The organism is Actimicrobium sp. GrIS 1.19 (assembly GCF_035984655.1).
In the GTDB taxonomy this organism is placed as follows: Bacteria; Pseudomonadota; Gammaproteobacteria; order Burkholderiales; family Burkholderiaceae_D; genus Actimicrobium.
On sequence record NZ_JAXCHT010000011.1, the window covers coordinates 61185 to 79885 of the forward strand.

General features: G+C 63.1%; 20 protein-coding genes. 15 read left to right on the forward strand and 5 right to left on the reverse strand.

What is annotated here, in order from left to right; genetic code table 11:
• Positions 1-35: 35 nt before the first annotated feature.
• Entirely contained in the window at positions 36-1685 is a 1650-nt protein-coding gene (gene recN / locus RCH09_RS09845; RefSeq protein ID WP_326940904.1) for a DNA repair protein RecN, read from the reverse strand.
• 52 nt (positions 1686-1737) lie between these two features.
• Positions 1738-2658: an NAD kinase gene (locus tag RCH09_RS09850; RefSeq protein ID WP_442785026.1), complete on the reverse strand. Its 921-nt coding sequence runs from the start codon at positions 2656-2658 to the stop codon at positions 1738-1740.
• Between the two features lie 59 nt (positions 2659-2717).
• Here RCH09_RS09850 and RCH09_RS09855 point away from each other — a divergent pair, with 59 nt between their 5' ends.
• Positions 2718-3470 (forward strand): HAD family hydrolase, encoded by a 753-nt coding sequence (locus tag RCH09_RS09855; RefSeq protein ID WP_326940905.1) that lies wholly within the window; start codon positions 2718-2720, stop codon positions 3468-3470.
• 19 nt (positions 3471-3489) lie between these two features.
• Positions 3490-4512, forward strand: coding sequence for a heat-inducible transcriptional repressor HrcA (gene hrcA, locus RCH09_RS09860; RefSeq protein ID WP_326940906.1), 1023 nt, complete (start codon positions 3490-3492; stop codon positions 4510-4512).
• Here the strand turns inward: hrcA and fur are convergent, their stop codons facing one another.
• On the reverse strand, positions 4513-4944 hold the full coding sequence (gene fur / locus RCH09_RS09865) for a ferric iron uptake transcriptional regulator (protein WP_326940907.1): 432 nt from the start codon (positions 4942-4944) through the stop codon (positions 4513-4515).
• Between the two features lie 75 nt (positions 4945-5019).
• Here fur and RCH09_RS09870 point away from each other — a divergent pair, with 75 nt between their 5' ends.
• From RCH09_RS09870 to RCH09_RS09930, 13 genes are all read left to right on the forward strand, one after another.
• The gene (locus RCH09_RS09870) at positions 5020-5604 is read left to right on the forward strand and encodes an outer membrane protein assembly factor BamE (RefSeq protein ID WP_326940908.1); all 585 of its coding nucleotides are present in this window, start codon (positions 5020-5022) and stop codon (positions 5602-5604) included.
• Between the two features lie 19 nt (positions 5605-5623).
• Entirely contained in the window at positions 5624-6430 is an 807-nt protein-coding gene (gene dapB, locus RCH09_RS09875) for a 4-hydroxy-tetrahydrodipicolinate reductase (RefSeq protein ID WP_326940909.1), read from the forward strand.
• A gap of 27 nt (positions 6431-6457) precedes the next feature.
• Complete coding sequence (locus RCH09_RS09880; RefSeq protein ID WP_326940910.1) at positions 6458-7105, forward strand: energy transducer TonB; 648 nt, start codon at positions 6458-6460, stop codon at positions 7103-7105.
• Positions 7106-7124: 19 nt separating this feature from the next.
• A complete protein-coding gene (locus tag RCH09_RS09885; RefSeq protein ID WP_326940911.1) occupies positions 7125-7802 on the forward strand; it encodes a MotA/TolQ/ExbB proton channel family protein in 678 nt (225 codons plus the stop codon).
• Between the two features lies 1 nt (position 7803).
• Complete coding sequence (locus RCH09_RS09890) at positions 7804-8238, forward strand: ExbD/TolR family protein (protein ID WP_326940912.1); 435 nt, start codon at positions 7804-7806, stop codon at positions 8236-8238.
• 79 nt (positions 8239-8317) lie between these two features.
• Positions 8318-10975 carry a leucine--tRNA ligase gene (gene leuS / locus RCH09_RS09895; RefSeq protein WP_326940913.1) on the forward strand — a complete coding sequence of 886 codons (2658 nt, stop codon included), beginning with the start codon at positions 8318-8320 and terminating at the stop codon, positions 10973-10975.
• Positions 10976-11007: 32 nt separating this feature from the next.
• The gene (locus RCH09_RS09900; RefSeq protein ID WP_326940914.1) at positions 11008-11517 is read left to right on the forward strand and encodes an LPS-assembly lipoprotein LptE; all 510 of its coding nucleotides are present in this window, start codon (positions 11008-11010) and stop codon (positions 11515-11517) included.
• Between the two features lie 8 nt (positions 11518-11525).
• Positions 11526-12545 carry a DNA polymerase III subunit delta gene (gene holA / locus RCH09_RS09905; RefSeq protein WP_326940915.1) on the forward strand — a complete coding sequence of 340 codons (1020 nt, stop codon included), beginning with the start codon at positions 11526-11528 and terminating at the stop codon, positions 12543-12545.
• A 37-nt stretch (positions 12546-12582) separates the two neighbouring features.
• Positions 12583-13848 carry a glutamate-5-semialdehyde dehydrogenase gene (locus RCH09_RS09910; protein ID WP_326940916.1) on the forward strand — a complete coding sequence of 422 codons (1266 nt, stop codon included), beginning with the start codon at positions 12583-12585 and terminating at the stop codon, positions 13846-13848.
• A 16-nt stretch (positions 13849-13864) separates the two neighbouring features.
• Positions 13865-14287 (forward strand): CopD family protein, encoded by a 423-nt coding sequence (locus RCH09_RS09915; protein WP_326940917.1) that lies wholly within the window; start codon positions 13865-13867, stop codon positions 14285-14287.
• 17 nt (positions 14288-14304) lie between these two features.
• A complete protein-coding gene (locus RCH09_RS09920) occupies positions 14305-14907 on the forward strand; it encodes a 2-hydroxychromene-2-carboxylate isomerase (RefSeq protein WP_326940918.1) in 603 nt (200 codons plus the stop codon).
• 78 nt (positions 14908-14985) lie between these two features.
• Complete coding sequence (locus RCH09_RS09925) at positions 14986-16203, forward strand: THUMP domain-containing class I SAM-dependent RNA methyltransferase (protein ID WP_326940919.1); 1218 nt, start codon at positions 14986-14988, stop codon at positions 16201-16203.
• Positions 16204-16210: 7 nt separating this feature from the next.
• A complete protein-coding gene (locus RCH09_RS09930) occupies positions 16211-16867 on the forward strand; it encodes a phosphatase PAP2 family protein (protein ID WP_326940920.1) in 657 nt (218 codons plus the stop codon).
• Here RCH09_RS09930 and RCH09_RS09935 read toward each other — a convergent pair.
• Together RCH09_RS09935 and RCH09_RS09940 are read right to left on the reverse strand one after the other, a co-directional pair.
• Complete coding sequence (locus RCH09_RS09935) at positions 16833-17678, reverse strand: metallophosphoesterase family protein (RefSeq protein WP_326940921.1); 846 nt, start codon at positions 17676-17678, stop codon at positions 16833-16835. The two genes, RCH09_RS09930 and RCH09_RS09935, sit on opposite strands and share 35 nt — an antisense overlap.
• Positions 17678-18634, reverse strand: coding sequence for a diacylglycerol/lipid kinase family protein (locus RCH09_RS09940; RefSeq protein ID WP_326940922.1), 957 nt, complete (start codon positions 18632-18634; stop codon positions 17678-17680). Before RCH09_RS09940 ends, RCH09_RS09935 begins: the two co-directional genes overlap by 1 nt.
• Between the last annotated feature and the right edge of the window lie 67 nt (positions 18635-18701).

An 18701-nucleotide genomic window follows, 5' to 3' on the forward strand; every position in this document is an offset into this window, starting at 1 on the left:
GGGAATGCCTTTTTCAGATTGAGTCAGGAGGTAAATCAGGACGCCAGCAGTTCGCGGGCGTGTTTGCGTGTGGTTGCGGTAATTTCAATGCCACCCAGCATGCGGGCAATTTCTTCCACGCGCGCCTTGGCGTCGAGCGCATCGATGCGCGACACCGTCTTGCCACCCGCATTGAATTTGCTGACCTGCAAATGCCAGTTGGCCTGGCTGGCCACTTGCGGCAGATGGGTCACGCACAGCACCTGGCGCTGTTGGCCGAGCTTTTTCAGCAGCCGGCCGACCACTTCCGCGACACCGCCGCCGATACCGCTATCGACCTCATCGAAAATCAGCGTCGGGGTTGCCGTGGCGCTCGATGCGATCACCGAAATGGCCAGCGCGATGCGGGCCAGTTCGCCGCCCGAGGCCACCTTGGCCAGCGCGCGCGGCACCGTCCCGGCGTGTCCGGCGACCAGAAACTCGACCTGCTCCAGCCCGTACGCCGCAGGCGCAGCAGGATTGAGTGCGACCTGAAAACGTCCGCCGGCCATGCTCAGTTCCTGCATCGCGCCAGTGACGGCATCGCCCAGCGCCCGGGCTGCCTTGGCGCGCGCGGCGGACAGTTTTTGCGCCAGCTTCAGGTAGGCCTCTTTCAATTTTTCTTCGTGCGCGCGCAAGGCGTCCAGATCGCTGGCGTCGGCCAGCTGCCGCAATTGCGCCGACAGGGATTCAAACTCCTGCGGCAGCTGCTCCGGCGCGACATGAAATTTGCGGGCGGTCGAATGAATGTCGCTGAGCCGCTGCTCGACCACTTGCAGGCGACGCGGATCGAGCTCGACCCGGCCCAGATAGTCATTGAGGGCGTACACCGCTTCCTGCAACTGGATACGGGCTGGCTCCAGCAAATCGAGCACCGGTTGCAGGCCGCTATCGATATCGACCAGCTTGCCCAGCTTCAGATTGAGCGTGGTGAGTTGCGACAGCATCGGCCGGTTATCGGATTCCGACAGCGCTTCGAGTGCCTCCTGCGCGCCTTCAATCAGGCTGGCCGCATGGGCGAGCCGGCTGTGTTCGATGCTGATCTCGGCCCATTCGCCCTCCTTGACGGCCAGCTTGTCCAGTTCGCCGACCTGCCACTCCAGCCGTTCGCGTTCCTGCAGAACGCTCTTGGCGTTGGCTTCGAATTCTTCGCGTTGCCGCGCCAGTGCGCGCCAGTTTTTATAGGCAATCCCGACTGCTTTGACATCGTCCTGCAAGCCGGCCTGGGTATCGAGTAACTGGCGCTGCGCATCGCCCTTGAGCAGGGATTGATGGGCGTGCTGGCCATGGATATCGACCAGCAGCTCGCCCAACTCGCGCAGTTGCGTGGCGGTCGCGGCAGTGCCATTGATGAATGCCTTGGAGCGGCCGGCGTTATCGATCACACGGCGCAGCAGCACGCCGCCCTCTTCATTGCTGAATTCGTTGACGGCGAGCCAGGCGTCGGCCTCGGCATGGGTGGCGAAATCGGCGCTGATGTCGGCCTTGGCGGCGCCGTCTCGCACCACGCTGGCATCACCGCGTCCGCCCAGCGCCAGCGCCAGCGCGTCGATCAGGATCGACTTGCCGGCGCCGGTCTCGCCGGTAAGCACGGAAAACCCGGCGGCGAAGTCGAGTTCAATCAGGTCGACAATAACGAAGTCGCGAATGGAAAGGGTACGCAGCATGTGCAATGGGGTCAGGTGAATCGCGGCCCGGGTCGGGCGCTGATCGGGCTGCCTATTTTAACCGGCCTTCGACGGACGGATATTCGTTCCAGTGGAGTTTCTCGCGCAGGGTGTCGTAGTAACTCCATCCTTGCGGGTGCAGGAAGGTAATGGTGTGCGCCGAGCGCCGGATCACGATCTGGTCCTGCACCTGCAGATTGGCCAGCGATTGCATGTCGAAATTGACGCTGGTGTCGCGGCCATTGATGACGGTGACGATGATTTCGCTGTAGTCCGGCACCACGATCGGCCGGTTCGACAGGGCGTGCGGCGCAATCGGCACCAGCACGATGCCGCCCAGGCTGGGATGCAGCAACGGGCCGCCGGCGGACAGCGAATAAGCGGTCGAGCCGGTGGGCGTGGCCACGATCAGCCCGTCGGAGCGCTGGTTGTACATGAAGCAGCCATCGACATGCACGCGCAGCTCGACCATCCCGGAACCGGCGCCGCGCGATACCACCACATCATTGAAGGCCAGCGCGTTGAAAATCGCCACGCCGTCGCGCATCACGATGCCTTCCAGCAGGCTGCGTCGCTCCGATTCGATTTTTCCGGACAGCATGTCACCGAGCACCGGCAACACCCGTTCCAGCGGAATATCGGTCATGAAACCCAGCCGGCCCTGATTGATACCGATCAACGGCACATCGAACGGCGCCAGTTGCCGGGCAATCCCGAGCATGGTGCCGTCGCCGCCGATGACGATCGCCGCATCGACGTTGGCGCCGATCTGCGCCGGCGTCATCTGGGCGAAGCCGGAGATGCCGGTGTTCGCCGCCGTGTCGTTCTCCAGCACCACATGGTGGCCGGTCGAGACCAGGAAATTGGCGATTTCGGCCAGCGATTCGGCCATCCCGACGGCCAGCGGCTTGCCGATGATGGCAATGGTCTTTAGCGGACGGACCGGCAGGGCGGAGGGAATGGGCAGCGACATGCCCCGGATTAGACCATACTTCGCTGCACTCTTGAAGCCAGCCTGATCGGACCCCAACTATGATTGTCACCTCTTCCCGCCCGACCGTGAACCAGACGCCGATCAAAGCGGTACTGTTCGACCTCGACGATACGCTGTGGCCGATCGTCCCGGTCATCCTGCGCGCCGAAGTGGCACTGTTTGCCTGGCTGCAGACCCATGCGCCGGCGGTCACGCAGCAACATGACATCGACAGCCTGCGGCAGCGGCGGCTGGCCCTGATGGCGGCCGAGCCGCGGTTCCAGATCGACATGCGGGCGCTGCGCCACGCCGGCTTGAGCGAGGCGTTCCAGGCCAGCGGAGTCGAGCTGCACCATGTCGACGCGGCAATGGCGGTGTTCGACACCGCGCGCAGTGAAGTGACGTTGTATGACGATGTCTTGCCGGGCCTGAGGCGGCTCGGCGGTCACGTGGCGCTGGGCACGATTTCGAACGGCTCGGCCAATCTGGTTGCGATTGGTCTGGCAGAACATTTCAAGGTGTCCATCGCTGCGCATGAGTTTGGCAGCGCCAAGCCCGATGCGGCGATCTTTCGCGCCGCCTGCGCGGCGCTGGACGTCAGTCCGGCCGAGGCCGTCTACGTCGGCGATGATCCGCTGCTCGATATCGAAGGCGCGCAGAAGGCCGGCTTGCGCGCCGTCTGGATGAACCGGTTTGACCGCGCGCTGCCCGGTCATGTCCGGCCTGACGCCAGTTGCACCACCCTGCTCGAACTCGAAGAATGGCTGCTGGCATCCATGTACCCGGCTGATAAAGCTGGTCGCCTGACCTGACGCTCGCTAGAATACCCAGATGCAACTTGATACCCGCGCCCAAACCCTGTTGAAAGCCCTCGTCGAGCGCTATATCACCGACGGCCAGCCGGTCGGTTCGCGCGCGCTGGCCAAGCTGTCGGGCCTCGACCTGTCGCCGGCGACCATCCGCAACATCATGGCCGACCTCGAGGAAATGGGCTTTGTCTCCAGCCCGCACACCTCGGCCGGCCGGGTGCCGACGCCGCGCGGTTACCGTATCTTCGTCGACACCTTGCTGACGGTGGATGTGATCGATGAAAGTGCGCTGGAGTCGAAACTGCAATCGCGCATTCACAGCTACTCGCCGCAGAAGGTCATCGCCAATGCCGCCCAGGTACTGTCGTCGCTGTCGCAATTTGCCGGCGTGGTGCTGACGCCGCGGCGCGAATCCGTGTTTCAGCAAATCGAATTCCTGCGACTGTCCGAGAAGCGCATCCTGCTGGTGATCGTGGCGCCCAACGGCGACGTGCAGAACCGCCTGATGCTGACCGACGTCGACTACACCCCGGCGCAACTGGTGCAGGCCGCCAACTTCATCAATCTGCATTACGGCGGGCTGAGTTTCAACGAAGTGCGCCATCGCTTGCAGGATGAGCTGCGCCAGCTGCGCGACGACATGACGCCACTGATGCATGCCGCCGTCGAGGTCGGCAGCGATGCCATGACCGATCAGGGCGACGAGGTGGTGATTTCGGGCGAGCGCAATTTGCTGAGTGTCAGCGACCTGTCGTCGAACATGAACTCGCTGCGCAAGCTGTTCGAACTGTTCGAACAAAAAACCAGCCTGATGCAATTGCTGGATTTGTCGCACCGTGCTTCGGGCGTGCAGATCTTTATCGGCGGTGAATCGAGCCTGGTGCCACTCGACCAGATGAGCATCGTCACCGCGCCCTATGAAATCAACGGGCGCGTGGTCGGCACGCTGGGTGTGATCGGACCGACCCGCATGGCCTACGAGCGGGTGATTCCGATTGTCGATATCACGGCGAAATTACTGTCGAATGCGCTGAGTCATTCCTGATCAGCGGTTGCGGTGCACGCAGTCCTGCTTGGTGCAGTGACCGTACAGTGCCAGCGAATGCTCGGCAATGTTGAAGCCGCGTTCCAGCGCGACCTTCTGCTGACGATGCTCGATTTCGGCATCAAAGAATTCTTCGACCAGACCGCAATCGAGGCACACCAGATGATCGTGGTGGGTGCCCTCGTTGAGTTCGAACACGGCCTTGCTGGTTTCAAAATGATTGCGGTGCAGCAGTCCGGCCTGCTCGAACTGGGTCAGCACCCGATACACCGTGGCCAGCCCGACGTCCATGTTCTCGGCCAGCAGCACCTTGTAGACATCCTCCGCGCTGAGATGACGCACCTGGCTGTTGTGAAAAATATCGAGAATCTTGATGCGCGGAAGGGTTGCCTTGAGCCCGCTGGCTTTCAGATCGGAAGGGTTGTTGGACATGTTCCGGGCCGGGTAGAGTAGATGTGCTTTATGATATAGCGTTTTAGCGTCCTTGCTCAATCAATTGAGACTCTCATGCCCATGCTGTCCTTCCCTGTAAAAACCTCCGCCGCATGGCTGCGCGCCAGTGCCGTTGTGGCCGTCGCCTTGCTGGCCGGTTGCGCCGCCAAGAACCCGTTGATCGAACCGCCCGCAGCCAATTCAGAAGCGGCCCAGAGCGCCAGTGCCGCAGCGGCCAACGCCGGCCTGCAACGCACCGAGCGCACCGGCATTCGCCGCGTGCTCGGCATCGTCTCGCCGTATCGCGTGGATATCGCACAAGGCAATTTCATTTCCGAAGAAAACCTGCGACAGCTCAAGGAAGGCATGACGACCGATCAGGTACGCTTTGCCCTGGGTACGCCGCTGGTGGCCGATATCTTTCATGCCGAACGCTGGGACTATATCTTCCGCCTGCTCAAATCCAACGACGATGTGCTGACCAGCCGCGTAACGGTGTTTTTCAAGGACGGCAAGGTCAGTCGTTTCGAAGGCGGCAATCTGCCTGACGAAGCCGACTACCTGGCACTGATTGCCGGATCCGCGGCCAAGAAGCCGAGCAACCTGAAGCTGTCGCCGACGCCAGCGCTGGCGCCATCCGAAGCCCGTCCAACCCAATAAGCAGGCACGTTTCCCTCCAATGATTGATCTGAACATCGCGATTGCCGGCGCTTCCGGCCGCATGGGCCGCATGCTGGCCGAGACCATTCTCGCCACCGATGGCGTGCAACTGAGCGGTGCGCTCGACATGGCCGGGGCCGACGCCATTGGCAGCGACGTCACGGCGTTTCTGGGCACGCACAGCGGCGTGTTGATCAGTGCCGATCTGGCGCAAGGCCTGGCCAATGCCGACATTCTGATCGATTTCACCCGGCCCGAAGGCACGCTCGACCATCTTGCGTGGTGCGTGGATCATGGCGTCAAGATGATCATTGGCACCACCGGCTTCGACGCCGCCGGCAAGGCCGCCATCGCTGCTGCTGCCGAACGCATTGCCATCGTGTTCGCGCCGAACATGAGCGTCGGCGTCAATGTCACGATGAAGCTGCTCGAACTGGCCGCGAAGAGTTTCGCCGAAGGTTACGACATTGAAATCGTCGAAGCGCATCACCGCCTGAAGGTCGATGCGCCGTCCGGCACCGCGCTGCAAATGGGCGAAGTCATTGCCGGCGCGCTGGGCCGCGATCTGGATGAAGTTGGCGTGTTTGCGCGTCACGGCGTCACCGGCCCGCGCGATCCGTCGTCGATTGGCTTTGCCACCATTCGCGGCGGCGATATCGTCGGCGACCATACCGTGCTGTTTGCCGGCATCGGCGAACGCATTGAAATTTCGCACAAGTCATCGAGCCGCATCACCTATGCCACCGGCAGCCTGCGCGCGGCGCGTTTTCTGGCTGACAAGACGCACGGGCTGTTCGACATGCAGGACGTGCTCGGACTGCGCTAAGGCTGTTCTGTCGTCACCCGCGTCAACATGACATCGCAACGCGCGCCACTTGTGCTGATTGCCACGGTATTGCTGCACGTGGGCGCGATCCTGTTCCTGACGCTCTCGCATGCCGACAGGATCGATCTGCATCCGGATCCGAAGCCGGTGTTCGTCCGGATCGTGCCCACGCCAACACCGCCGCGGCCGCAACCGGTCGCCGTCGCAGCACCCGCCGCCAAACCCGCACCCGCCATCGTCCGACCCACCATCCGACCCTCGCCAGCGCCCCGCGTCGTCGCGAGCGCGTCCGTCGATGTGCCGGTGCGCGCACCCGAGCCAGCCACGGCCAGCGCGCCACCGGCGCCCGAACCGGTGGCGCCGGTGCCCGCACCGCAGCCACCGGTCAAGACCGCGGTATCGTTGTCGGCCAGCTACGCAGCCGCCAATCGCAAGCCGGTGTATCCGGCCATGTCGCGCCGCTACGAAGAACAGGGCACGGTCGTGCTGCGCGTGCTGGTCAACCCCGATGGCAGCGCCGGCGCCGTGCAGATCAAGACCAGCAGCGGCTATCCGCTACTCGATGCGGCGGCGCGCGATGCGGTGCAGTCATGGCGCTTCCAGCCCGCCACAATGGACGGCAAGGCGGTCGCCGAGTGGTATCAGATCCCCATTCCGTTTAGACTGCAGGAATGATTTTTCAACCCGGAGTCGTATGAACCTTTCGCCAGAACTTGCCCGCTACTGGGCCCAGGGTGACGCCATCTCGCATGCGGTGGCGTATTTGCTGATCGCGATGTCGGTGGTCAGCTGGTATTTCATTTTGTCCAAGAGCTGGAGCGCCTGGCGCATCCGCCGCAGCGCCGGTGCGCTCGAAGCCTTCTGGAAAGCGCCCAGCATCGGCGATGCCGTGGCGATGGTGCGGCTGGCCGATCCCGAGAATGTCTACACGCCGCTGGCCGCGCGCAGTGCCGACGCCGCCACCCTGACGCCGGCAGCCGGCTCGCTCAATGCCGCCAGCGAACGGGGCGAATTGATCACCCGCACCCTGCGCCAGGAAATCAACCGTGTTTCATCCCGTCTCGAAAGTGGCCTGACCCTGCTCGCCTCGGTCGGCGCCACCGCACCCTTTGTCGGACTGCTGGGCACGGTGTGGGGCATTTATCATGCGCTCGCTGCGGTGTCGGCCAGCGGCACCGTCCAGATCGACAAGATTGCCGGACCGGTCGGCGAAGCCCTGATCATGACCGCGATGGGCCTGACAGTGGCGATTCCGGCGGTGCTGGCCTACAACGCCTTCACCCGCGTCAATCGCATCACGCTGGCCGAACTCGATGCCTTTGCGCATGACCTGCACGCCTTCCTGACCACCGGCGCCCGGGTAGGAGCCTGAAATGAGCTTCGGCGGATTCAACGACAGCAAGCAGCAGGCGCCGATGGCCGAGATCAATGTCACGCCGATGGTTGACGTGATGCTGGTGCTGCTGGTGATCTTCATCATTACGGCACCGCTGTTCACCCATGCGGTCAAGCTCGACCTGCCGCAGGCCACCGCCGCGCCGACGCCCGAGAAACCGGAAACCATTAGCGTGGCCATCGATGGCGCCGGCACGCTGTTCTGGAACGATGTCGCCACCACCGTGCCGGAACTGGACCAGAAGATGCGCCTCGCCGCCAAACGCACGCCGCAACCCGAACTGCAGCTGCGCGCCGACAAATCGACCCGCTACGAAGTCATTGCCCAAGTCATGGCCGCAGCCCAGGGCAACGGCATGACCAGGCTGGGATTTGTCACCGAGCCCAAGGCAACACCAGCTACCGGCCGATAATGCTCCGGCGCGTCCCGCCCCGCCAAGTATAATCACCGGCTCGCTTCGCCCTTTCACTTCTTCATTGGTAGCCGCCGTCATGCAAGAGAAATACACCTCCGCCGACATCGAAAAATCCGCGCAGGACCACTGGGCCGCCACCGACGCCTACAAGGCGGTCGAACACGCCCGGGACAAGGACGGCAACGAGCGCAAGAAATTCTATGCCTGCTCGATGCTGCCCTACCCGTCCGGCAAGCTGCACATGGGCCATGTGCGCAATTACACGATCAACGATGTGATGTACCGCCACCTGCGCATGAGCGGCTACAACGTGCTCATGCCAATGGGCTGGGACGCCTTCGGCATGCCGGCCGAAAACGCCGCGATGGCCAATAACGTGCCGCCGGCGCAATGGACCTACGCCAACATCGCGCACATGAAAGAGCAGATGCAGTCGATGGGCCTGGCAATCGACTGGTCGCGCGAAATGACCGCCTGCAAGCCGGACTACTACAAGTGGAACCAGTGGATGTTCCTGAAGATGCTCGAAAAAGGCATCATCTACAAAAAGACCGGTAACGTGAACTGGGACCCACAGGATCAAACCGTGCTGGCCAACGAGCAGGTCATCGACGGCCGCGGCTGGCGTTCCGGCGCGCTGATCGAAAAGCGCGAGATTCCGATGTACTACGCCCGCATCACCGACTACGCCGAAGAACTGCTCGATCACGTCGATAACAAATTGCCCGGCTGGCCGGAGCGCGTGCGCACCATGCAAACCAACTGGATCGGCAAATCGACCGGCGTGCGTTTCGCATTCAAGCACACCATCAGTGATGGCGACCGGCTGATCGACGACGGCAAGCTGTGGGTCTTCACCACCCGTCCCGACACGATCAAGGGCGTGACGTTTTGCGCAGTCGCCCCCGAGCACGCGCTGGCGACCCTCGCCGCCAGGACCAATCCGGAGCTGGCGGCTTTCATCGCCGAATGCAAGCTGGGCAGCGTCATCGAAGCCGACATGGCAACGATGGAAAAGAAAGGCATGCCGACCGGTTTGCAGGTCACCCATCCGCTGACCGGTCGCCAGATCGACGTCTGGGTCGGCAATTACGTGCTGATCACTTATGGCGACGGCGCAGTGATGGGCGTGCCGGCGCATGACGAGCGCGACTTTGCGTTCGCGCAAAAATACGTGCTGCCGATCGAACCGGTCATCGCCTTCGAAGGCAAGACCTTCAATGCCGAGCTCTGGCACGACTGGTACGGCGACAAGGAAGGCGGCCGCTGCGTCAACTCGGGCCGGTTCGATGGCATGAACTACGCCGAGGCCGTGGAAGCGGTCGCCAGCGTGATGGCCGGGCTCGGCCTGGGCGAGAAGAAAATCACTTACCGCCTGCGCGACTGGGGCATCTCGCGCCAGCGCTACTGGGGCACGCCGATTCCGATCATCCATTGCGCCAGCTGCGGCGACGTGCCGGTGCCGGAAAAGGATCTGCCGGTCGTGCTGCCGGAAGACTGCGTGCCCGATGGCAGCGGCAATCCGCTCAACAAGCACGAAAAATTCCTGCACGTCGACTGCCCGAAATGCGGCAAGCCGGCGCGGCGCGAAACCGACACGATGGATACCTTCGTCGATTCGAGCTGGTACTTCATGCGCTACTGTTCGCCCGGCAGCACCGACGCCATGGTCGACGCGCGCAACGATTACTGGATGCCGATGGACCAGTACATCGGCGGCATCGAACACGCCGTGCTGCATCTGCTGTACGCGCGTTTCTGGACCAAGGTCATGCGCGACTTCGGCCTGATCAAGTTCGATGAGCCGTTCACCAACCTGCTCACGCAGGGCATGGTGCTCAACGAAACCTACTTCCGTGAAGACGCCACCGGCAAGAAGACCTGGTTCAATCCGGACGATGTCGAATTGACGCTGGACGACAAGGGCCGCCCGGTCGCGGCGACGCTGAAATCCGACCGCCAGCCGGTACAAATCGGTGGCACCGAAAAAATGTCGAAGTCGAAGAACAACGGCATCGATCCGAAAGCGCAAATTGATTTGTACGGCGCCGATACCGCGCGCCTGTTCACGATGTTTGCCTCGCCACCCGAGCAGACGCTGGAATGGTCGGGCGCCGGGGTGGAAGGCGCGAACCGTTTCCTGCGCCGGGTCTGGGCCTTTGGCGTCGCCAACGCCAGCCGCATCAGCAGCGCGCTTGCCGCCGGCCAGCCGTCGGCAGCCGACCTGAACGACGCGCAGCGCACGCTGCGCCGCGAAGTCCACAAGATCCTGCAGCAGGCCGATCACGACATCAAGCGCATCCAGTACAACACCGTGGTGTCGGCCTGCATGAAGATGCTCAACACACTGGAGGCGGCGAAATTCGACACCGCGAAGGCATCGAATGGCGTCATTGCCGAGAGCTTTTCGATCTTCCTGCGGGTGCTGTATCCGATTGCGCCACACATCACGTTCGCGTTGTGGCAGGAGCTTGGCTACGCCGCCAGCCTTGGCGACCTGCTTGACGCGCCATGGCCGCAAGTCGATGCGACCGCGCTGGAGCAAAGCGAGGTGGAGCTGATGATTCAGGTCAATGGCAAACTGCGCGGCAGCATCACGCTGCCAAAGACAGCCGACAAGGCCGCCATCGAAGCCGCCGCGCTGGCCAACGAGAATGTGCAGAAATATCTCGACGGCGGCACGCCGAAAAAAATCATTGTCGTGCCCGGCAAGCTGATCAACATCGTGGTTTGAACCGCCCACTCTCTCCAACCGAAAAGACGCTTATGAATCGCCGCACCTTTCTCACCTATGCCACCACCGCCAGCGCGCTCGTGATGCTGTCGGCCTGCGGCTTTCATCTGCGCGGATCGAATGGCGAAGCCAATCTGCCGTTCCGGTCGATGATGCTGGGCTTTACCGACACCTCGCCGCTGGGCACCGAACTCAAGCGCAACATCCGTGCCAACGGCACGCTGATCGTGACCGATCCGAAGGCCGCCGAAGCCATCCTCGAAGTGCTGTCCGAAACCCGCGAGAAGATTGTCCTGTCGCTCAACAGCGCCGGCCGGGTGCGCGAATACACGCTGTATTACAAGCTGCGTTTTCGCGTCAAGGACAACAAGGACGTGGAATTGCTGGCGCCGACCGAGATCGTGCTCAAGCGTGACATCAGCTTCAACGAATCGGCGGTACTGGCCAAGGAAGCCGAAGAAGGCCTGCTCTACCGCGACATGCAAACCGACCTGGTGCAGCAGATCCTGCGCCGCCTGGCAGCGCTGAAACCGGCCGTCTGAGAGCGGCCATGCAATTGCGTCCCGACGCCCTCGACGCCCACCTCGGCAAGCCGCTGGCGGCGTTGTACGTGATCAGCAGCGATGAACATGTGCTGGCGCTGGAGGCCGCCGACAAGATCCGAAAGGCAACGCGCGCGCAAGGGCTGACCGAACGCGAAGTGCTGCAGGTCGATCGCAGCTTCAAGTGGGGCGAACTGAACGCCGCCAACAATGCGCAATCGCTGTTTGGCGACCGCAAGCTGATCGAACTGCGCATCCCGACCGGCAAGCCCGGCAAGGATGGCGGCGCGGCGCTGCAGCAGTATGCCGCCAACCCCAACCCGGACAACGTCACGCTGATCACCCTGCCCAAGCTCGACTGGGCCACCGCCAAGGCGGCCTGGGTCGGCAGCTTGCAACAGGCGGCGGTGTATATCGAGATTGCCTTGATCGAACGCAGCCAGTTGCCGGGCTGGATCGGCGCGCGGCTGGCGGCGCAACGGCAGAGCACCGACAAGGACAGCCTGGCCTTCATCGCCGAGCGGGTCGAAGGCAATCTGCTGGCTGCGCATCAGGAAATCCAGAAGCTTGGCCTGCTGCACCCGGAAGGCAAACTGAGCTTCGAACAGATCCACGATGCCGTGCTGAATGTGGCGCGCTACGACGTGTTCAAGCTCAACGAAGCGATGCTGGCCGGCGACACGGCGCGACTGGTGCGCATGCTGGACGGCTTGCAGGGCGAAGGCGAAGCGCTGCCGCTGGTGCTGTGGGCGGTGGCCGAAGAAATCCGCACCCTGCTCAAGGTCAAGGCCGGCGTCGAACAGGGCAAGGCGCTGGGCATGCTGCTCAAGGAACACCGCATCTGGGGCCCGCGCGAGCGCTTGATGGAACCGGCGCTGCGCCGCCTGTCGCTGGCCACGCTGGAAGCCGCCTTGCAGCAGGCCGCGCAGGTCGACAAGCTGATCAAGGGCTTGCGCGCCAAGGCGTTTGCCGGCGATGCCTGGGATGCAATGCTACAGTTAAGCCTGAAGGTCGCGCGCGGACGCTGACGCACTTCACCCATTCACCCAACCGAACCAGATCCACATGCACATCCACGACTACATGACCGAAGTCGGCAAGAAGGCACGCCACGCCTCACGCGCCATGGCCAAGGCCGCGACCGCTACGCGCAACCATGCGCTGCAGCTGATTGCCGCCGCCATCCGGCGCGACGCCGCACTGCTGATCGCCGCCAACCAGCAGGATCTCGACAGCGCCGCCGACACCGGCCTGTCTGCGGCCATGCTGGATCGCCTCAGCCTGTCGGCCAAGACCATCGCGGCGATGGCCGAAGGCCTCGAACAGATCGCCGCACTGCCCGATCCGATCGGCGAAATCAGCAACATGAAATCGCGGCCGAGCGGGATTCAGGTCGGCCAGATGCGGGTGCCGCTGGGTGTCATCGGCATCATCTACGAAGCGCGTCCGAACGTCACCGTTGACGCCGCCGGGCTGTGCATCAAGAGCGGCAACGCCACCATTTTGCGCGGCGGCTCGGAAGCCATCCACTGCAATCGCGCGCTGGCGAAGCTGGTCATCGAAGGTCTCACCGGTGCCGGCTTGCCGGCCGACGCGGTACAAGTGGTCGACACCACCGACCGTGCCGCAGTCGGTGCGCTGATCACCATGCCGCAGTATGTCGACGTGATCGTGCCGCGCGGCGGCAAGGGCCTGATCGAACGCCTGATGCGCGACGCCACGGTGCCGATGATCAAGCATCTCGACGGCATCTGCCACGTCTACATCGACAGCAGCGCCGATCCGGTCAAGGCCGGCAACATCGCGTTCAATGCCAAATGCCATCGCTACGGCACCTGCAACACGATGGAAACGCTGCTGGTGGCGCGCGACGTCGCGCCGCAGATGCTGGCACTGCTGGCGCCGCGCTATGCCGAGCAGCAGGTCGCGCTGCGCGCCGATGCCGCCGCCTTCAAGCTGCTGGCAGGCTATCCGCAGCTGAGCCTGGCGACCGAGGAAGACTGGCACACCGAATATCTGGCGCCGATCCTGGCCATCAAGCTGGTCGACAATCTGGATGAAGCGATCGATCACATCAACACGTATTCGTCGCACCACACCGACGCCATCGTCACGGAAAATTATTCGCACAGCCTGCGTTTCCTGCGCGAAGTCGACTCGGCCTCGGTGATGGTGAATGCCTCGACCCGGCTGGCCGATGGCTTCGAATACGGACTGGGCGCCGAAATCGGCATCTCGAACGACAAACTGCACGCCCGTGGCCCGGTTGGGCTGGAGGGGTTGACGTCATTGAAATACGTGGTGTTCGGCCACGGCGAAGTGCGCAACTAACTTACGGGAATCTTCCATGCTCTGGATTAAAGCACTGCACATCGTCTTCGTCACTTCCTGGTTCGCCGGTCTGTTTTACCTGCCGCGCCTGTTCGTCAACCTGGCCGACGTGAACGATGTCGCGACCACCGAACGGCTGCTGATGATGGCGCGCAAGCTGTACCGGTTTACCTCGATTCTGATGGTGCCGGCGTTGGTGTTCGGCCTGTGGCTGTGGCTCGGCTACGGGATTGGCAAGGGACCGGGCAACGGCTGGCTGCATGCCAAGCTGGCCTTCGTGGTGCTGGCGATCGGCTATCACCATGCCTGCGAATCGTTGCTGAAAAAATTCGAGGCCGGCATCAACAAGCGCAGCCACGTGTACTACCGCTGGTTCAACGAAGTGCCGGTCGTGCTGTTGCTGGCAATTGTCATCCTGGTCATCGTCAAACCCTTCTGATCCCGCACGGAGCCATCATGAGCAAAGTCTGTGAATATTTTTTTGCACCGCAGTCGCCCTACGCCTACCTCGGCCATGCGCGTCTTGTCGCCATCGCAAAGGCCACCAATGCGCGCATCGAAATCCGCCCGTGCGATCTCGGTCGCGTCTTCAGCGGCTCGGGCGGCCTGCCGCTGGCCAAGCGCGCGCCGCAGCGGCAGGCTTACCGTCTGATCGAGTTGCAGCGCTGGAGTGAATTCCTTGGCTTGCCGATGAATATTCAGCCAAAGTACTTTCCGGTCTCGGGCGATGCGGCGGCGCGGCTGATTATCGCGACACAGATTGCGCTGGGCACCGACACCGCCATGACGCTGACCGGCGCCATCATGACGGCGGTGTGGGTGGACGAAAAAAACATCGCCGATACCGACACCTTGGTTGGCATCGCCAACCTGCTCGAACTCGATGGCAAGTCACTCATGAAGTCGTCCGACACGCCAGCGGTGCAAGCCGAATATGACCGCCACACCGACGCGGCGATGGCGGCCAATGTGTTCGGCGCGCCGTGGTATGTGGTTGATGGCGAGGGCTATTGGGGCCAGGACCGGCTCGATTTTGTCGAACGCGCACTGAACAAGTAACAGGCAACAAGGTAGCAGGCAGCACCTGCCGCCCACGAGGGCGGCAGTTTCATTTCAACACGGACAAAGGGTTCCCCCATGGCACAAGCATCCCATTCTTATTTCTGTCCCTGCCCGCGTGGCATGGAAGCCGCACTGGCCGAAGAAATCGGCGAAATCGCGCTGCGCCATCCGACGCTCAAGGTGCACAACCAGGTGCCCGGCGGCGTGCACTGCTCGGGCGAACTGATCGACGCCTATGCGCTCAATCTGCATTCGCGCATCGCGTCGCGCGTGCTGATGCGCATGGCGCACGCCAGCTACCTGAACGAAAATGACATCTACGATTTGGCGCTGGCGCAATGCTGGGAAGACTGGTTCAGCGTCAACCGCACCATTCGCATCGATGTCACGGCGATCAAGTCGCCGCTGCGCAGCCTCGAATTCACCACGCTCAAGATCAAGGATGCGATTTGCGATCGCTTCCGCGACCAGTTCGGCGAGCGGCCGTCGGTCGACACCAAGAACCCCGACATGCGCATCGTCGGTTTTCTCGACGCGCGCAATTTCACGCTCTATCTCGACACCTCCGGCGAGGCCCTGTTCAAGCGCGGCTGGCGACTGGAAACCGGTGACGCGCCGCTGCGTGAAAATCTCGCCGCCGGCCTGCTGCGGGTGGCCGGCTGGAAGCCCGGCATGGTGCTGTTCGACCCGATGTGCGGCAGCGGCACCATTCTGGCCGAAGCCGCGCAGATGCTGGCGGGGATTCCGTCCGGCTCGCGCCGCAGCTTCGCGTTTGAAAAATTCCACGGCTTCATGGCCGCCGAATGGGCCGCGCTGAAGGCCGCCATCAAGCCGAATGTGCTGCCGGCCGAGCCGACCATCTTCGGCAGCGATATTTCCGGCGACGCGATCGTCATGACGCGCAACAATCTGAACCAGGCCGGCATCCCGTTCGCCGTCTCGCTCAAGCAGATCGAAGCGCAGGAAGTCAAGCCGCCCTCCGAGACGCCCGGCATCCTGCTGACCAATCCGCCGTATGGCGAACGGATCGAACTGCGCGGCGACAGCAACGTCGCCGACGACGAGATGGCGAAGGTGTTCTTCAACGAATTGGGCACCACGCTCAAGCAGCGCTTCGCCGGCTGGAAAGTATTCCTGTTCACCGCCGACCTCGGGGTGCCGCGCCTGTTGCGCCTGAAAGAAGCGCGCAAGACGCCGTTCTTCAATGGTGCGCTGGAATGCCGGCTGTTTCGATTCGACATGGTGGCAGGCTATAACCGGCGCGAAGAGGCCAAGCCTAAACCCGTTGCCTGAGGCATTGATGCGCCCCGTCCTGCACTGGCTGGGCAAGCACGCCGGCGGCCTCCTGCTGCTGTTCTTTGGCGTGCTGTTGCCGCTGTATGCATTCGGCAAGCTGGCCGAAGATATTCTGGAACAGGAAATTTTCCGCTTCGATCGACCGATCCAGCTGGCGGTGCATCAGTTCGCCCGCCCGGCGTTCGACATCGTGATGCTGACGTTTTCGCGGCTCGGCTCGGCGCTGGTGCTGCTGCCGCTGGATCTGGCGGTCATGGTGCTGCTGCTGCGGCAACCGAATCGCCTGCGCGCGCTGTTCTGGGTGCTGGCCACCGGCGGCGCGGCACTGCTCAATCTGCTGGCCAAGCATACCTTCCAGCGCGTGCGGCCGGACCTGTGGCTGTCACTGGCGCCGGAAACCACCTTCAGTTTTCCGAGCGGTCACGCGATGCAGTCGATGGCCGTCACGCTCGCCCTGCTCATCCTGGTGTGGCACGGCCGCTGGCGCCTGCCGGCACTGCTCGCCGGCGTCGTGTTCGTGCTGCTGGTGGGGTTGTCGCGGGTCTATCTGGGCGTCCATTTTCCTTCCGACATTCTGGCCGGATGGAGTGCCTCACTGGCCTGGGTGATCGGCTTGAACGCGCTGTTCATGCATCTGGAACGTCCCCGTCCTGGGCGCTGACGGCGTCCGTCGCGCTCCACTGGTTGGCATGCCGCGCGAAGGACTCGGTCACATCATGTTCAAAGTCGCCGCTGCCGTTCCAGCGCCAGCGTTCCACCTCGATCCGCGTCGAGGCGATGCGCAACACATTGAACGAATTCACTTCGCCGCGACCGCGTGTCGAGGTGGCCGTGCCGGCCTGCACCACCAGCGCCGCATAGCGGTCGATCGGATAGCGCGCCGTGGTGCTGGCCGTGACGCTGGCATGCAGATGGCCGGCCAGGAACAGGTCGGCGCCCGCGTTCGACCACGCCTGCATTGCCTGCGGCGCGCGCCCGACCAGATGCTTGCTGTCGAAATTGGCCGGCAGATCGAACGGATGATGGGTGACCACGATCTTCGTGATACCGGCATCCAGTCCATCGAAGCGTTGCTGCACCTGCGCAATTTGCGCGGTGTTGATGCGCCCGTTCTTGAACGTCATGGAGCGCGCGGTGTTGATGCCGACGATGGCAATTTCGTCGTCGATGAAGCTCGGCGCCAGATCCTCGGTGACAAGCCGGCGATACTTGTCGAGCGGTCGCAGGAAACGGTTGAAGAGGTGGTGCAGCGGAATATCGTGATTGCCCGGCACCACGATCTGCGGCGCCGGCAACCCGTCCAGGAAGGCCCGCGCCTGCTGGAACTGCAGCGTGCGGGCGCGCTGCGTCAGGTCGCCGGAGACCACCACCACATCCGGCTGCAGGCGGTTCACCAGCGCAGTCAAGGGCGCCAGCAAGGCATTATCGACGCGGCCGAAATGCAGGTCCGACAGATGGACGATGGTGCGCATTACGCGTTGCCATCCTGCGGCCTGGGCACGATGACGTGCAGACTGCGCGGCCGGATCCGGTATGCCAATGGCGTCGGCATCGGATTGACTTCGCCATCGGTGGCCACGCGCAGCAGCCGGTGCCGGCTTTCGATCAGTACCTCGCTGGCCAGCACGACATCGACATCGCGGGTCTGGCGCAGCCGTCCGAACAGCGCCCGCAGCGCCAGCATCAGCAGGCCGAAACGGCCGGTGCGGTTGGTCATGTAACAGCACAGCGTGGCGGCGTCGAGCCGGCTGCGCTGCCCCATGCGCACGCCTTCCATCACATAGTCGTTGTTGCCGATGAAGACGAACGGCGTGCTGCGCCGATGCGCCACGCCGTTGAGCGTCACCGTGACCTGCAGGAACGGATAACGCCGCAGCACCGCCACCAGCGCCCAGAAAAAGGCGACCCACTTGGAGCGTCCATAGCGGCGTTGCATCTGCTCGCGCCGATCCACGATATCCGGATACAACCCGAGACTGGAATTGTTGATGAAGGTGCGACCGTTGACCTCGGCCACATCGATCGCAATGCGGACGTCCTCGGCGATGAGCCGCACCGCCTCGTCGAGCGTCAGCGGAATCTGCAAGTCCTTGGCGAAATGGTTCAGGGTTCCCATCGGCAGCACGCCCAGTGCGGTGCGACTTCCCATCAGGCAGGCCGCGACCGTGCCGATGGTGCCGTCGCCGCCGCCGGCCACGACACAGCCGGCGCCCTGCGCCACGGCCGCGCTGGCCAGCTCGCGCATGCGCTCGCCGCTATCGGTCAGCGTGACGTGCGCGGTCATCCCGTGCGCGGCAAATTTTTCGGCCAGCTGGTCGGCCCAGTCCTGCGTACAACCTGTACCGGATGCGGCATTGATCAACACCATGACCGACCCGGTCATGCTGGCCGCCAGCGGATCGCCGATAGGCTCGGTAGCTTTGTTCATGGGCTATAAAAATGAAGGTTTGGTGGAAAGCGCCGGTGCCGCCAGGCGCAACAGCCCCGATCGTACC